Origin of the sequence: Nocardioides panacis (assembly GCF_019039255.1) — a bacterium.
Taxonomy (GTDB): domain Bacteria; phylum Actinomycetota; class Actinomycetes; order Propionibacteriales; family Nocardioidaceae; genus Nocardioides_B; species Nocardioides_B panacis.
The window spans coordinates 2,502,385-2,517,468 of sequence record NZ_CP077062.1; the positions used below are offsets into that span (position 1 = coordinate 2,502,385).

Genomic DNA, 15,084 nt, shown 5'->3' on the forward strand with positions numbered 1-15,084 from the left:
CGAGACAGGAGGCGGTTCGTTGCGTGAGTACGCGTCACCGGCACTGACCGACGTGCCGCCCCGCGGCACCCTCACCGACGACGTCGTCCGCAACGCGGCCGAGCATCCGGACACGGTCGCCTTCTCGCGCCGGGCCGGGGACCGGTGGGTCGACGTCACCGCCGCGGAGTTCCTCGCCCAGGTCACGGCCGTCGCGAAGGGCCTGGTCGCCTCCGGCGTCGACCCCGGCGACCGGGTCGGCCTGCTGTCGCGCACCCGCTACGAGTGGACGCTGCTCGACTACGCGATCTGGTTCGCGGGCGCGGTCTCGGTGCCGGTCTACGAGACCTCCTCCGCGGACCAGGTCGCCCGGATCCTGACCCACTCGGGCGCCCGCGCCGTCGTGGTGGAGAACGCCGCGCACGCCGCCCGGGTCCGGGTGGGTGGCGGCCGCCGGCAGGTCTGGGTCCTCGACGACGGCGCCGTCGAGGCGCTGACCGCTGCCGGGGAGACCGTGGGCGACGACGAGATCGACGTACGGCGCGAGCGGATGTCCGGCGACAGCCTGGCCACGATCATCTACACGTCGGGCACCACCGGGGCGCCCAAGGGCTGCATGCTCACGCACGGCAACTTCCTGCACGAGCTCGGCGCCGCCGTCGAGGAGCTCGACGAGCTGTTCGCCGGCGAGGACGCCAGCACGCTGCTGTTCCTGCCGCTCGCCCACGTGTTCGCCCGGGCCATCCAGGTCGGCGCCGTACGCCGCCGGGTGCGCCTGGGCTACTCCCCCGACATCCGCACGCTCAGCGCCGACCTCGCCTCGTTCCGCCCCACGTTCCTGCTCGCCGTCCCCCGCGTCTTCGAGAAGATCTTCAACGCGGCCAGCCAGAAGGCCGCCGGCGACGGGCACGGCAAGATGTTCGACAAGGCCGCCGACACCGCCATCGCCTGGAGCCGGGCGCTCGAGGACGGCCGCCCGGGACGCTTCCTGCGCGCCCGGCACGGGCTGGCCGACCGGCTGGTCTACGCCCAGCTCCGGGCCGCGCTCGGCGGCCGGTGCCGCTACGCGGTCTCCGGCGGCGCCCCGCTCGGCGAGCGGCTCGGCCACTTCTACCGGGGCATCGGGGTCACCGTCCTGGAGGGCTACGGGCTGACCGAGACGACCGCGGCGGTGACCGTGAACACCCCGGACGCGCTCAAGATCGGCACGGTCGGCCGCCCCCTGGGCGGCACGACGGTCCGGGTCGCCGAGGACGGCGAGCTCCAGGTGCGGGGCGGCCAGGTGATGGCGGGCTACTGGGCCGACGAGGCGGCGACCGCCGAGGCCCTGGACGGCGGAGTGTGGCTGCGCACCGGCGACCTCGGCGAGATCGACGACGAGGGCTTCGTGCGGATCACCGGCCGCAAGAAGGAGATCCTGGTGACCGCCGGCGGCAAGAACGTCGCCCCCGCGGGCCTCGAGGACCACATCCGGGCGCACCCGCTGGTGAGCCAGTGCCTGGTGGTCGGGGACGGGCGGCCCTTCGTCGCGGCCCTGGTCACCCTGGACCCCGACGCGCTCGCGCCCTGGGCCGAGGCGCACCGCAAGCACGGCGGGCCGGCCGACCTGGCCGACGACGCCGACCTGCGGGCCGAGATCCAGTCCGCCGTGGACGACGCCAACCGGTCGGTGTCCCAGGCCGAGTCGATCCGCCGGTTCGTGGTGGTCCCCGGCGACTGGACCGAGGAGGCGGGCCAGCTGACGCCCAGCCTCAAGCTGCGTCGCGCGGTCGTGATGAGCGAGCTGCGCCGCGAGGTCGACGCGCTCTACGAGTGAGCCGTCGGGACCCGGGTGGGCGACGTGTCCGACGATCGGCCGACAGGTGTGGACCATCCGGACTATTTCCCCCATTCCCGAGACGCCGGTGTCTTAGGTGTACAACCCTTTACTCGGGCCGGATTTCAGCCCACCGGGAGAACGACCGATACACCCTGCGGGGTGAGGGCTGCGACTCCCGGAGCCACTGGAGCACTCGAGGAAGATCCGCATGGGACGCAGGACAGTTCTCTTGATCGTGGCGGCGCTCATCGCGGCGCTCGGCACCGGCATGGTGTTCCTCTACGTCAGAGGCGCCGACAACCGCGCCGTGGCGGGTCAGGCTCCGGTCCAGGTGCTCAAGGCGGTGGCCCAGATCGAGCCGGGCGAGACCATGGCCGCCGCGCAGGCCGCCGGAAAGATCCAGCTGGGCAAGGTCCCCCGCTCCCAGGTCCTGGTCGGGGCGGTGAACAGCGTGACCGGCCTGGAGAACAGCGTGGCGCTGTCCACGATCTACCCCAACGAGCAGATCGTCACCGCCAAGTTCGGAGCCGCGGGCGACCAGGACACGCTCACCATCCCGGACGGCAACATCGCGATCTCCGTGAACCTCACCGACACCGGTCGGGTCGCGGGCTTCGTCAACCCGGGTGCCAGCGTCGCCGTCTTCGTCAACACGGCTTCCGACGACTCTTCCGGCGCCGGGGCCACCACCCGCCTGCTGCTCCCCAAGGTCCAGGTCATCGCCGTCGGCGACACCACCGTGGTGAACACCACGACCACCGACCCGGCCGGCGCGCAGACCACCGAGCAGCTGCCCAAGACGCTGTTCACGCTGTCGGTCCCGCAGACCGACGCGGAACGGATCATGTACGCCGTGTCCCACGGCGAGCTCAGCTTCGGTCTGCTGAACGACAAGTCCAAGGTCAAGACCGGTCCGGGCGTCACCGCCAAGAATCTCTTCGGGTGAGGTGCCATGCCGATCATCGTTGAAAGCAGCCGTTCGAACTCCGACCTGTTCACCTCGGTCAGCGGGGCGGACGCCCAGGTCGTGGCCAGTCTCGAGGAGCTCAAGCGGCTCCTCGCGGACTCCCCGAACGAGTACGCCATCGTCCTGGGTCCCGCGGTGGACCTGGAGGCCGCGGCCGCCCTGGCCGACATGCTGCGGGTCACCCGTCCGACGATCAGCGTCATCCTGATCCGCCGGCGCGTGGACACCATCGTCCTCGCGGAGGCCCTGCGCTCGGGCATGCGCGAGGTCGTCGACGAGCGCGACCTCACCGGTCTCGGCGCGGCGATCCACCGCGCCCACCAGGTCTGGACCGCGCTCACCGGTGCACCGGCGGCCGCCGCCGGTGGCGACCGCGGCACCCTGATCACGGTGTTCTCCCCCAAGGGCGGGGTCGGCAAGACCACCCTGGCGGTGAACCTCGCGCTGGCCCTCTCCGCCCGCGGCGCCCACCGGGTCTGCCTGGTCGACCTGGACCTGGCGTTCGGCGACATCGCGATCACCCTCCAGCTGTTCCCGGCCCGCACGATGGCCGACGTGGTGCACCTCGAGAGCGGTCTCGACTTCGGCGTGTTGGAGCCCCTGCTCACGACGTACAACGAGAGCGTCAGCGCACTGGTCGCCCCGGTGCAGCCGGACGCGAAGGACACCATCCCGCCCCCCCTGATCGGCCGGGTGCTGAGCCTGCTCAAGGGGCACTTCGACTTCGTGGTCGTCGACACCTCCCCCCGCGTTCGACGAGTACGCCCTCCAGGCGTTCGACGAGACCGACGAGATGCTGCTGGTCACCACGCTCGACGTGCCGACCCTGAAGAACGTCAAGGTCGCGGTCGAGACGCTCGACCTGCTCAACTTCCCGCGCAGCCACCGCCACCTGATCCTCAACCGCGCCGACGACAAGGTCGGGCTGACCCCGGACAAGGTGGAGAGCACCCTCGGCATGACCATCGCCGCCGCGATCCCCACCTCCTCCCAGGTGGCGCACGCCACCAACTCGGGCGAGCCGATCGTGAGCGCCCAGCCCAAGCACGCGGTGAGCCAGGCGATCGTCGCCCTCGGCCAGCGGCTCGCCAGCAGCTCCGGCGTGCCGAGCGACGCGGTGAGCTCAGCGGTTCCCGCCCCCAAGCGGTCCTTCCTCCGCCGAAACAGCAGGTCGTCCTCGTGAGCACCCTCGCCGACCGGCTCGCCGCCGCGTCACGGGACCGCGCCACGCCGACCGCCCCGGCCCGCGACGCCATGGCCACCATGAACGAGCGCCGCGGCAAGGAGGAGACCAAGGCCGAGACCGACTTCTCCAACCTCAAGTCGCAGGTCCACAACACGCTGCTCCAGCAGCTCGGCCCGAAGCTGTACGACGCCGAGCTCACCCCGACCGAGCTCGAGCACATGGTCAAGGGCGCCCTGCAGGAGGCCATGCAGGCCGAGGACATCCTGCTCACCGCCGCCGAGCGGACCCGGATCTCCCAGGAGATCTCCGACGACATCCTCGGCTACGGCCCGATCGAGCCGTTCCTGCGCGACCCCGATCTGACCGAGGTCATGGTCAACGGTCCGAACAGCATCTACATCGAGCGCGGCGGCCGCCTGATCAAGGTCGACGGTCACTTCAGCGACGAGCAGCACCTGCGCCGCACCATCGACAAGATCGTGTCCCGCATCGGCCGTCGCGTCGACGAGTCCAGCCCGATGGTGGACGCCCGCCTGCCGGACGGCAGCCGGGTGAACGCCGTCATCCCGCCACTGGCCGTGGACGGGTCCCTGCTGACCATCCGCAAGTTCTCCGCCGACCCGTACACCAGCGCCGACCTGGTCGCCTTCGGCACCTACTCGCAGCGGACCGCCGACTTCCTGGCGGCCTGCGTCAAGGGCCGGCTGAACGTCGTGGTCTCCGGGAGCACCGGCTCGGGGAAGACCACCACCTTGAACGTGCTCTCCTCCTTCATCCCGCACGACGAGCGGATCGTCACGATCGAGGACGCCGCGGAGCTGCAGCTGCACCAGGACCACGTGCTGCGGCTCGAGTCCCGCCCGGCCAACATCGAGGGGAAGGGTGCCGTCGAGATCCGGGACCTGGTCAAGAACAGCCTGCGCATGCGTCCCGACCGGATCGTGGTCGGCGAGGTCCGCGACTCCTCCGCGCTCGACATGCTGCAGGCGATGAACACCGGTCACGACGGCTCGCTCTGCACGGTCCACTCGAACGGTCCGCGCGACACGCTGGCGCGCATCGAGACGATGGTGCTGATGGCCGGCATGGACCTGCCGATCCGGGCGATCCGCGAGCAGGTGGCCTCCGCCGTCGACCTGATCGTGCACCAGAGCCGGCTCAAGGACGGCTCGCGCCGGATCACCCACGTCACCGAGGTCGAGCGCATGGAGGGGGACGTGATCACGCTGCAGGACGTCTTCATCTACGACCACTCGGCCGGCTTCGACGAGAACGGCAAGACCCTCGGCCGGCTGCGGGCGACGGGGCTGCGCCCCAAGTTCATCGAGAAGCTGGCGCACGTCAACGTGCACGTCGACCCGATGCTGTTCGCGATGGACGGTGGCTGACCCGGTGACCACCGACCGCGGACGCGGGTTCCGGCGGCCGCTCCTCGCCCTCGCGGCGTGGGTGGTCGTCGGCGTCACGCTGTCCTCCTCCCCCGCCCTGGCCGCCGAGGGGACGATCGACCACGTCGAGACCCGCGGCGGCAAGGTCCAGGTCCTCTACTCGCTCCCCGGCTCCGGCGACTCCGCACCCGACCTCGGGACCGTCGGCCTGAGCCTCGACGACACGCCCCTCGTAGCCAAGGCCGAGCTGGCCACCGGCGCGGCCCAGGCGGTCCGGCGGACCACGGTCCTCGCCATCGACGTCAGCGACAGCATGAAGGGCGCCAAGTTCGCGGCGGCCAAGCAGGCGGCCCAGGTGTTCCTGGACACCGCACCCTCCGACCTGTACGTCGGGATCGTGACCTTCGCGGGCGGCGTGACCGTCGCCCAGGAGCCCACCCTGGACAGGTCCGCGGCCACCGCGGTCGTCGATGGTCTCCAGCTGTCCTACGGCACCCTGCTCTACCCCGGGATCCAGAAGGCCGTCTCCCTGGGAGGGAAGGCAGGCAGCCGCAGCATCATCGTGCTCTCGGACGGCCGGGACACCTCCGACGTGGCGCTGGCCTCGGTGACCGCGGGCATCAAGAAGGCCGGGGTCAAGGTCGACGTCGTGGCCCTCGCCCAGTCCTCGTCCGAGGAGGCGCTGCTCCAGCCGCTGTCCGACGCCGGCGAGGGCTCCGTCATCAGCGAGAGCAACCCGGCCGCTCTCGGCCAGGTGTTCGCCGGCGAGGCGGACCTCCTGGCCAAGCAGATCCTGATCACCGCACCCCTGCCGACGGACGGCACCCCCGAGGGCACCCTGGCGGTCTCGGTCGTCGCCGGCGGCGAGACCTACACCGACGAGGCGTTCGTCACGCTGCCCGCGCCCAAGACCACGGTCGCCTCCCCGACCGACCTGCACCCCGCCGACCCCGGGACCACGGTCTCCAGCACCGTGATGCTGGCCGGCCTCGGCGCGCTCGGCCTCGGCGCCCTCGTCCTGGTCCTCGCGGTCAGCGGCGCCACGACGTCCCGGCGCGAGTCCGTCGAGAGCCGCATCGACGTCTACACCCGCACCGGCAGCACCCGCCGCATCGGCAACCGGCCGGACGCCCCCCGCGCAGGGGATCTCCGCGCAGGCCGTCGGCATCGCGTCCAAGGCGCTGAAGAGCAACCGTGGTTTCGAGGTCAAGCTCGGCGACCGGCTGGACGCGGCGGGGATGTCCCTCAAGCCGGCCGAGTGGCTGCTCCTGCACGCGGGCGTCGCCTTCACGGTGACGGCCCTGACGCTGGCCCTGACCGGCGCGAACCTGGTCCTCAGCCTGGTCGGGCTGATCCTCGGGATCCTGGTGCCGTGGGTGTTCCTCGGCTCGAAGCGCTCCCGGCGGCTCAAGGCGTTCAACGCGCAGCTCGCGAGCTGCCTGCAGCTGATCGCCGGAAGCCTCCAGGCCGGCCTGTCGCTGGCCCAGGCCCTGGACACCGTGGTGCGGGAGGGCACCGAGCCGCTGTCCGGCGAGTTCCGGCGGGCGCTCGTCGAGACACGCCTGGGCGTGCCGATCGAGGACGCCCTGAGCTCCATCGGTGAGCGCATGGAAAGCGCGGACTTCTCCTGGACCGTGATGGCCATCCGCATCCAGCGCGAGGTGGGCGGCAACCTGGCCGAGCTGCTGCTGAACGTCGCGGCCACCCTGCGCGAGCGCGAGTACCTCCGTCGCCAGGTCAAGTCGCTGTCGGCCGAGGGCCGGTTCTCGGCGTACATCCTGCTGGGTCTTCCCGTGGTCGTGCTCATCTTCCTGATGGTCTCCAACCCGGTCTACGTGCAGCCGCTGATCAGCACGCCGATCGGATGGGTCCTGCTCGCGGGTATGACCATCTTGATGACGCTGGGTGCGTTCACTATGAAGAAGCTCGTCAAGGTGGAGGTCTGATGACGACGGTCGTGCTGATGCTCGGGATCACCGGCATCTTCGCCGGTATCTTCCTCTCCTTGACCGCTGTGGGTGTCTTCACGAACGAGGAGCGCGGCATCTCGAAGTCCCTGGTGGTGTTGGACGCCTTTTCCAACGCACCGTCCTCGATGCAGGAGGAGCTCGACCCGTCTTTCAACGACCGGGTGCTCAACCCCATGCTGTCCCGCTTCACCAGTCTCGGTAAGCGCCTCACTCCCCACGACTATGCCGAGCGGATCCAGCACAAGCTGGACGTGGCCGGCAATCCGGTCGGGTGGAACGTCGACCGCATCGTCTCGCTGAAAGTGATCGGGATCGGCGGCGGTGCCTTCGTAGGCATGCTGCTCGCCCTGCTCCTCGGTGCCGGGCCGGTGAAGATCCTCGGTGTGATCGTCGTGGGAGCCGTGCTGGGCTACTTCGGTCCGAACTACTACATCTACCAGAAGGGCTACGACCGCACGCAGCAGATGCAGCGGGACCTGCCCGACGCCCTCGACCTGCTCTCGATCTCGGTGGAGGCCGGCCTGGGGTTCGACGCCGCGCTGGCCCAGGTGGCCCGCAACACCACCGGGCCGCTGGCCCACGAGCTCGCCAGGGTGCTGCAGGAGATGCAAATCGGTCTCGGCCGGGCGAGCGCACTGCGAGCGCTCGGCGAGCGCAGCTCACTCGCGGACCTCCGTTCGTTCACGTCCGCGATGGTGCAGGCCGACGCGTTCGGCATCCCGATGTCCAAGGTCCTGCGGGTCCAGTCCGACGAGATCCGGCTCAAGCGCCGGCAGCGGGCCGAGGAGAAGGCGCAGCAGGTGCCGGTCAAGATGATGATCCCGCTGGTGCTCTTCATCCTTCCCACCCTGTTCATCGCGGTGCTGGGACCGGCCGTCATCGGCATGCTGGGCGCGTTCAGCTCCGGCGGAGCGATGAATTGAGCCAGCGCGAGCAGGTGGCCATCACCAGCCGCGTGTTCTGCCTGGCGGCGGTGCTCGGCCTCACCCTGATCGGTGGAAACTCCTCCCTGATCCAGACCGTCGTCACCGTGATCACGGTCGGCGCCCTGTCCGGCTACGTCTCCTACATGACCGGGCACACCAGCCTGGTGGTGCTGACCGCCGAGACCGTGATCGTGGGCCTGATCATGGGGCTGACGTTCCCGGACTCGGTCGTGCTGATGCCCTACCTGGTCGTCCTGCCCCTGCTCGCGGGACTGTTCAAGGGCTTCACCGGGGTCGCCGTCAACCTGATGGCACAGGCGGTCGCGGTGATCCTGATCCCGATCCTGACCCAGGGGTTCTCGGGCCTCGACACCCGCGCACTCGCGCTCGCGCCGTGGTTGCTCACCAACTTCGGCGGTGGGCTGCTCGGCGTGTGGGCGCGCAGCCTCGGACTCACCGCCGGCACGGACCCCGGCTCCGAGCAGTACGAGTCCGCACGGCAGCTGCTCACCCAGCTCCGTACCGTGGCCCGGCGACTCTCGGCAGGACTGGACAGCGAGGGCATGTCCGCCCAGCTGATGGCCACGATGCACGAGCACCTCGACGACAGCTTCGGTGCGGTGTTCATGAAGATGTCCGGCAACGTGCTGATCCCGCTCGGCTACCGCGGGATGGGGGCCCAGCAGGTGCTCACCCCGAACGACCCGTTGATCGACCAGTGCTGGGCCGAGATGGAGCCCGTCCAGGGAGTCGTGCCGTCCGGCAACCGCAACGCCCGGCACCGCCTCGTGCTGCCGCTCCGAGTGGGCAACCGGATGATCGGAGTCGCCGTCTCCTCGGGGGCCACCTCCCCCGAGCCCAGCGTGGTCACCGGCCTGATGGACGAGCTCGACGGACACAGCCTGCGCCTGGACACCGCCCTGGTCTTCGACGAGATCCGCACGATGGCGACCGCCGACGAGCGGCAGCGGCTGGCCCGGGAGATCCACGACGGCATCGCCCAGGAGGTCGCTTCCCTCGGCTACGTCGTCGACCACATGGCATCCACGACCAGGGACCCCGCCGTGGCGCAGGGTCTGCGGGAGCTCCGCGGCCAGCTGACCAGCGTTGTCGGCGACCTGCGGCTGTCGATCTTCGACCTGCGCAGCGACGTCTCGGCCACCAATGGCCTCGGGTCGGCGCTGTCGGACTACGTCCGGCAGGTCGGTGCGAAGTCCGACCTGACCGTGCACCTGACCCTCAACGAGGCGGCGACCCGGCTCTCCCCCATGGTCGAGGCGGAGCTGCTGCGCATCGCCCAGGAGGCGATCACCAACGCCCGCAAGCACGCGTCCGCGCGGAACCTGTGGGTGGACTGCTGGACCGATCCCCCGTTCGTCAGCCTCTCCGTGCGCGACGACGGCCAGGGGATGACGACCGGTCGCGATGACTCCTACGGCATCTCGATCATGCGCGAGCGCGCCCAGCGGATCGACGCCTCGCTCGAAGTCACCAGCGAGTCCGGCGACGATAGCCCCCGGGGGACGTCGGTTCAGGTTAAGATCCTGGACAAGAGCATCCTTTCTACCGAAGGCCACCAGTCCTATGACTGAAGTCAGCCGTGTGCTGTTGATCGACGACCACGACCTGATCCGCAACGGGCTGGCACGCGCCTTCGAGCGGCACGACGACTTCGAGGTCGCCGGGCAGGCAGGTTCGGTCGCGGAGGGCCTGCGCGAGTTCAAGTCGCTCAAGCCCGACGTGGTGATCACCGACGTGCGGCTGCCCGACGGGACCGGGCTGGACCTGGTGCGGGAGATTCGTGCGGCCGGGCACGAGACGGGGGTCGTGGTGCTGACGATGTACGCCGGTGACCAGCAGCTGTTCGCCGCGCTGGAGGCCGGTGCGTCCGCCTTCGTGGCGAAGGACGCCCCCCTCCGACGAGGTGGTGGCGGCCGCCCGGCACGCGATGGTGTCGCCGCGCTCGTTCACCGCCGCCGACCTCGCGGGCGCCATGCGCCGTCGGATGACGCCGGCCGGGCCGCAGCTGACCCAACGGGAGTCCGAGGTCCTGAGCCTGCTGGCCCGCGGCTTCAGCGTGTCGGCGATCGCCCGGTCGATCTTCGTCAGCGACTCGACCGCGAAGACGCACATCTCGAAGATCTACGAGAAGCTCGGCGCCTCCAACCGGGCCGACGCGATCATGAAGGCGGTCCGGTCCGGTCTCCTGGCCGACGACCTGCAGGCCTGAGCCACCGGTTCGAAGGTCCGTCGCAGTCATGTTCTCCCCCTCGACGCTCGCGGCAAGCCCGGCCGTTCGCCTGATCCCGACCTTCGCGCGGCGTGCCAGGTTCACGGTCCCGGTCGCATGCGGGCGGGCCACCCCCGGTGGCACATGTCGAGTCGCTGATCGCCATCGCGATCAGCGCGGGTGTGGGACGCTCTGCGGCAAGGTGTCGGACGGCTTCAGCGAGATCACGGCCAGCCCGAACCCAGGATCAGCGAAGGTCCGGAGTGGTCCTGCCGACACGACGGACACCACCGGGTTCTTCGCATGAAGGGTCGACCGATGATCGCAGGTCGCCAGCGTTCCACTCGCGGTGCGAGCTCGGTGGAGTACGCCCTGCTGGCCGCCCTGGTAGCAGTCGCCATCGTGGCGGCCGTGAGCCTCCTCGGCGGGAGCACGCGCGACCTGTTCCAGAACAGCTGTGCCAGCCTGGTCGCGCACTCGGGCGACACCTGCTGACCGAGCTCGTCAGGCCGGCTCCAGCGCTCCAGTACGCCGTCCCCGGACGACAGTCCCTTCGGGTGCGACTCGAAGTCTTGACTTGATAGTCCGATCGGGTCATTTCGTGTCATCCGGTTCGTCAGGGACATCGGACCGTTTGCCGGAGCCAAGGACGACGAGTCCTTGCGATCCTTGTTGTGTTGGCCCCACCCGCGGGGTCGTCGCCGACACACCACCTTGGGAGAATCACCATGATCGAAGCAGTCGAGTACCTCCGGATCCGCCTGGCCGGCCTGTGCAAGAGCGAGCGCGGCGCGTCTGCGGTCGAGTACGGCCTGCTCGTGTCCCTGATCGCGATCGCGATCATCGTCGCCGTGACCACCCTCGGCACCAAGCTGTCCACGGTGTTCACCAACACCAGCAACAGCCTCAAGACCTCCTGATCTCGTAGTCCGCAGGCCGCCACCCTCCCCCGAGCGTGGCGGCCTTCGGCATGTCAGAGGGCCAGCAGGTCCCCCAGGACACGTGAGGCACCCGCCCAGTCGGGCAGGCCGTCGGGGCGCACCCGCTCCCGCGGCGCGGACAGCAGCCGGACGAGTGCGGCGGCCACCTCCGCGACGCCGTGCACCACCTCGCCGCGCCCGAGCAGGGTCTCCGGTGCGCCCCCCGGAGTCCCCCACCACCACCGGCAGCCCGCACGCCTGCGCCTCCAGGAACACGATCCCCCCAGGCCTCGGGCTCCAGCCCCAGCAACCGGGTCCGGCACGGCATCGCGAACACGTCCCCCGCGTCCGTGTAGGCAGGTACGTCGCCCCAGGCCACCCCACCGGTGAGCACCACGGCGTCGCGCAGCCCCAGGGAGCCCGTCAGCCGCTCGAGGCGCTCCCGGTCCGGCCCGTCGCCGACGAGCAGCAGCCGGGCCGTCGGGTGCCGGTCGAGCACCGCCGGCCAGGCGCGGAGCAGGGTGTCCTGTCCCTTGCGGCGGACCAGCCGGCCGGTGCACACGACCACCGGCGCGTCGCCGAGGCCCAGCCGCCTCCGGACCTCCGCGCCCCCGCAGCCGGCGTGGAAGCGGTCCGGGTCGACGCCCGGCGAGAGCCGCACCATCCGTGCGGCAGCGCCGGGTGAGAGCGCCGGGGCGATCCGGTCGCGGCACCACTCGCTGACGTAGGTCAGCACGTCGACCGAGTCACCGACCCGTCTGAGCAGGGGCCGGGCGAGCGGCACCGTGGCCCACCACACCTCGTGGCCGTGGGTGAGCGCGACGATCCGCCGGGCCCCGGCGCGCCGCAGTGCCGGCGCGAGCAGCCCGAGCGGGGAGCTGGCCCCGAACACCACCCGGTCGCAGCCGTGCCGCCGCATCACCTCGACGACCCGGCGCGCGACGGGCCGCGTCGGCAGCAGCGTCGACGCGGGGTCCCGGTAGACCGGGAACGCGAGCCCGGCGTCGTACGCCTCGGCGCCCGGCATCGCGGCGGTGTAGACGACGACCTCCTCGGGCGGCATCCCCTGGCACAGCGCCAGCACGAACGACTCGATCCCGCCGCGACGGGTCGGGAAGTCGTTGGTGACGACCAGGACCCGGCTCACCCGCCGGCCTCGCGCAGGGACCGGGGCAGCCCCGCGCGCTGCAGCACGGTGGGGTGGCTCCCCCACCAGAGCTGGCTGAGCGCCGGGGGTGTCGTGTCGGCCAGCGAGGTGAGTGCCAGGCGGCGCTGCATCTGCACGAACGTGCGGTCGGCGTGGGTGACCTCGAGGGAGGTGCGGTCGGCACGCGCCTCGATGGCCCGGCTCACGGTGTTCTGCAGGGGGCTGACCGCGAAGGACCCGAGCCCCGCGAGCAGCAGCACCAGGGCCACCACGGCCGGGTCGCCCGCGCCGGAGACCCGGCCGCGCCGGCGCACCCGGCGGTCGTCGAGCACCAGGGCCAGCAGCGCCACCGCGCCGACGCTGCCCACTGAGGCCAGCAGCGTGCCGAGCAGCACGTCCTGGTGCTGGGCGTGACCGAGCTCGTGGGCGATCACCACGCGTGCCTCGGCCGGTGTCAGCCCGGACAGCAGGTTGTCGTAGACCACCACCCGGCGGGTGCTGCCCAGGCCGCTGACGTAGGCGTTCAGCGTCGTCGTACGACGCGAGGCGTCGGCGACCAGGACGTCGTCGACGTGCACGCCCTCCCGGTCCGCGAGCCGGAGGATCGAGCTCTTGAACGGGCCGGCCTGCATCGGGGTGAACCGGTTGAACACCGGCTCGACGACGACCGGGTAGAGGAACGAGCCGGCGAACCCCAGCACCAGCGCGGCCGCCCCCGCCCAGGCGAACCACCAGCGCGGGGAGCGCCGGGCCACCGCGACGAGCAGCAGCACGACCAGCGCGGTGGTCACCACCGACACCCCGAACGAGCGGAGCTGGTCCAGGGCCCAGCCGCCCCAGCCCTGCCGGCTGAGCCCGTAGCGCAGGTCGACCTCGTGCGAGGCGGCGGCGAACGGGACGGTGACGAGCCGTTGGGCGAGCAGCACCACGAGCACGCCGAGCGGCACGCCCAGCCACCAGCGGCGCGCCGACGTCACCCGCCGGACCAGCCCGGTCCCCCGGGCGGACAGCGCCAGCCAGGCCAGCACGGCCAGCGAGAGGAAGTACGCCGGCCAGCCGAACCCGCGCCGCAGCCAGGAGTACCGCTCCGCGCGGGCGATCTGCTCCGGGGTGAACAGCGTCGAGGCCCGGGCCGGGACCAGGTGGCCGCCGGGCACCCAGTCCCAGGGCACCAGCCACAGCGCGAGGACCGCCACCAGGGCGAACGACACCACCACGGTGAGCACCGCCGGGCGGCGAGCGAGCTCGGCTCGTCCGGGTGCGGTCACGGCACCCAGCCTGCCACGCTCAGCCGGCGAGCCGGCGCAGGTAGTCCCTCCACGCCCGGGTGAACGCCGGCTGGTCGGTGCCGAGCACCCGGCCGAACGCGGCGTCCGTCGAGCCGGCGCGGTCCGCGGCCCGGTAGAACGCGATCAGCCGCGCCTCGCCGTACCTCTCGCCGATCAACCGGCAGGCCAGCCACGCCGACTCGTACGACGCTCCCAGCACCCTGCTGCGGGGGTCGAACTCCTGCGGCCCGGGCAGCCGCGCCGGGGGCCCGTCGGCGCGCACCCGGGCGAGGACCTGGCTCGCCGCGACGGACACCGGCAGGTCGACGTGGTCCAGCGCGACGTAGTCGGCGAACCCCTCGAGCAGCCAGGTGGGCATCGAGGAGACGGCCGCGCCCGTGGCGACGTGGGTGGCCTCGTGGCTCATCACGATCTGCGCGCCGCGCGGGCCGAGCGGGTCGAACACGGCGGGGTTCACGAAGATGTGCACCGGCGCCGTCGGGGACACCGAGCCGTCGACCGTCGTGGTGACGGCCGCGATGCCGCCGTACTCGTCGGGCGCGGCGCCCAGCACCCGGCCGAGCTGCTGGGCGTCGGCGGGCACCTCGACGACCAGCCGTCCGCGCCAGCGCGGCAGGACCTTGCGGACGTCGGTCACGGCCCGGTCGGCGAGCCGGGAGAACCGTGCGGTCGGGGTCGCACCGGTCGTGACCACCAGCGAGCGGGGGGTGCTGCGGGTGTCGACCCGGTCGAGCAGCCACAGCGGCGCCGCGGACCCGCCGTCCTGCCGGGCGGTCACGAACGCGGCGCCCGACCCGGTCTCGGCGAAGGTCAGCGCCACCTCGCGGCTGCCGTGGCCGGCGTCGAAGCCACCGACCCGCCAGTCGAGCCGGACGTCGCCCACCCAGGCCCGGTCCCCCAGGGCCCGCGCGGGTCCCGTCGGGGACGCGTCGTCCTCGTCGACGTAGCGGAGGGAGAGGTCCTCGAGCCCGAGGGCCCGGACGTTCGCGCGCAGCGTGGTGAGCTCACGCGCCGCTCCGGGCACCCCGGGTGCCGCCAGCGCCGCCACGTCCGCCCGGGTGCCGTCGCGCAGGGCGTCGGTGAGCCGGGTCAGCAGGGCCGCGGCGTCGTCCGCCCGGGTGCCGTCAGCGGTGCCGTCACCGGGCAGGGCGCTCGCCCCGGATCCGTTCGCTGGCAGCACCGCGGTCTCGGGACCGTGGCCGGACAGGAGGACCCCGCCGACCACCGCCCCCGCGACGAGCAGGGAGAGCACGAGGCCGGCCG

General features: G+C 71.6%; 13 protein-coding genes and 1 pseudogene. 11 read left to right on the top strand and 3 right to left on the bottom strand.

Annotated elements, in window-relative coordinates:
• Positions 1–19: 19 nt before the first annotated feature.
• The 11 genes and pseudogenes from KRR39_RS12115 to KRR39_RS12160 all read left to right on the top strand — a co-directional run bounded on the left by KRR39_RS12115 (position 20) and on the right by KRR39_RS12160 (position 11,385).
• Positions 20–1,795, top strand: a complete 1,776-nt coding sequence (locus KRR39_RS12115; protein ID WP_216937232.1) for an AMP-dependent synthetase/ligase — start codon at positions 20–22, stop codon at positions 1,793–1,795.
• 211 nt (positions 1,796–2,006) lie between these two features.
• Positions 2,007–2,744: a Flp pilus assembly protein CpaB gene (gene cpaB / locus KRR39_RS12120; protein ID WP_216937234.1), complete on the top strand. Its 738-nt coding sequence runs from the start codon at positions 2,007–2,009 to the stop codon at positions 2,742–2,744.
• 6 nt (positions 2,745–2,750) lie between these two features.
• Positions 2,751–5,339, top strand: coding sequence for an ATPase, T2SS/T4P/T4SS family (locus KRR39_RS12125; protein WP_216937235.1), 2,589 nt, complete (start codon positions 2,751–2,753; stop codon positions 5,337–5,339).
• A gap of 4 nt (positions 5,340–5,343) precedes the next feature.
• Entirely contained in the window at positions 5,344–6,942 is a 1,599-nt protein-coding gene (locus tag KRR39_RS12130) for a vWA domain-containing protein (RefSeq protein WP_216937236.1), read from the top strand.
• Positions 6,839–7,285 (top strand): type II secretion system F family protein, encoded by a 447-nt coding sequence (locus tag KRR39_RS12135; protein ID WP_254185092.1) that lies wholly within the window; start codon positions 6,839–6,841, stop codon positions 7,283–7,285. The genes KRR39_RS12130 and KRR39_RS12135 overlap by 104 nt, the downstream gene beginning before the upstream one ends.
• Positions 7,286–7,302: 17 nt before the next feature.
• Entirely contained in the window at positions 7,303–8,232 is a 930-nt protein-coding gene (locus KRR39_RS12140) for a type II secretion system F family protein (RefSeq protein WP_254185728.1), read from the top strand.
• A gap of 14 nt (positions 8,233–8,246) precedes the next feature.
• On the top strand, positions 8,247–9,827 hold the full coding sequence (locus tag KRR39_RS12145) for a sensor histidine kinase (protein ID WP_216937238.1): 1,581 nt from the start codon (positions 8,247–8,249) through the stop codon (positions 9,825–9,827).
• Positions 9,820–10,086 (top strand): annotated as a pseudogene (locus tag KRR39_RS24790) (response regulator); the annotation flags it as partial. The gene KRR39_RS12145 and the pseudogene KRR39_RS24790, both read left to right, overlap by 8 nt.
• 154 nt (positions 10,087–10,240) lie before the next feature.
• Positions 10,241–10,465, top strand: coding sequence for a response regulator transcription factor (locus KRR39_RS24795; RefSeq protein ID WP_254185093.1), 225 nt, complete (start codon positions 10,241–10,243; stop codon positions 10,463–10,465).
• A 318-nt stretch (positions 10,466–10,783) separates the two neighbouring features.
• Positions 10,784–10,960, top strand: a complete 177-nt coding sequence (locus tag KRR39_RS12155) for a Flp family type IVb pilin (RefSeq protein WP_216937239.1) — start codon at positions 10,784–10,786, stop codon at positions 10,958–10,960.
• 233 nt (positions 10,961–11,193) lie between these two features.
• A complete protein-coding gene (locus KRR39_RS12160; RefSeq protein WP_216937240.1) occupies positions 11,194–11,385 on the top strand; it encodes a Flp family type IVb pilin in 192 nt (63 codons plus the stop codon).
• Here the strand turns inward: KRR39_RS12160 and KRR39_RS12165 are convergent.
• Genes KRR39_RS12165 through KRR39_RS12175 form a run of 3 tightly spaced genes read right to left on the bottom strand, consistent with a single transcriptional unit; the run spans position 11,372 to position 15,073 of the window.
• The gene (locus KRR39_RS12165; protein WP_254185094.1) at positions 11,372–12,532 is read right to left on the bottom strand and encodes a glycosyltransferase family 4 protein; all 1,161 of its coding nucleotides are present in this window, start codon (positions 12,530–12,532) and stop codon (positions 11,372–11,374) included. The genes KRR39_RS12160 and KRR39_RS12165 overlap by 14 nt on opposite strands.
• A complete protein-coding gene (locus KRR39_RS12170) occupies positions 12,529–13,800 on the bottom strand; it encodes a M48 family metalloprotease (RefSeq protein WP_216937242.1) in 1,272 nt (423 codons plus the stop codon). The genes KRR39_RS12165 and KRR39_RS12170 overlap by 4 nt, the downstream gene beginning before the upstream one ends.
• A gap of 19 nt (positions 13,801–13,819) precedes the next feature.
• Complete coding sequence (locus tag KRR39_RS12175; protein WP_216937244.1) at positions 13,820–15,073, bottom strand: gluzincin family metallopeptidase; 1,254 nt, start codon at positions 15,071–15,073, stop codon at positions 13,820–13,822.
• Positions 15,074–15,084 lie beyond the last annotated feature (11 nt).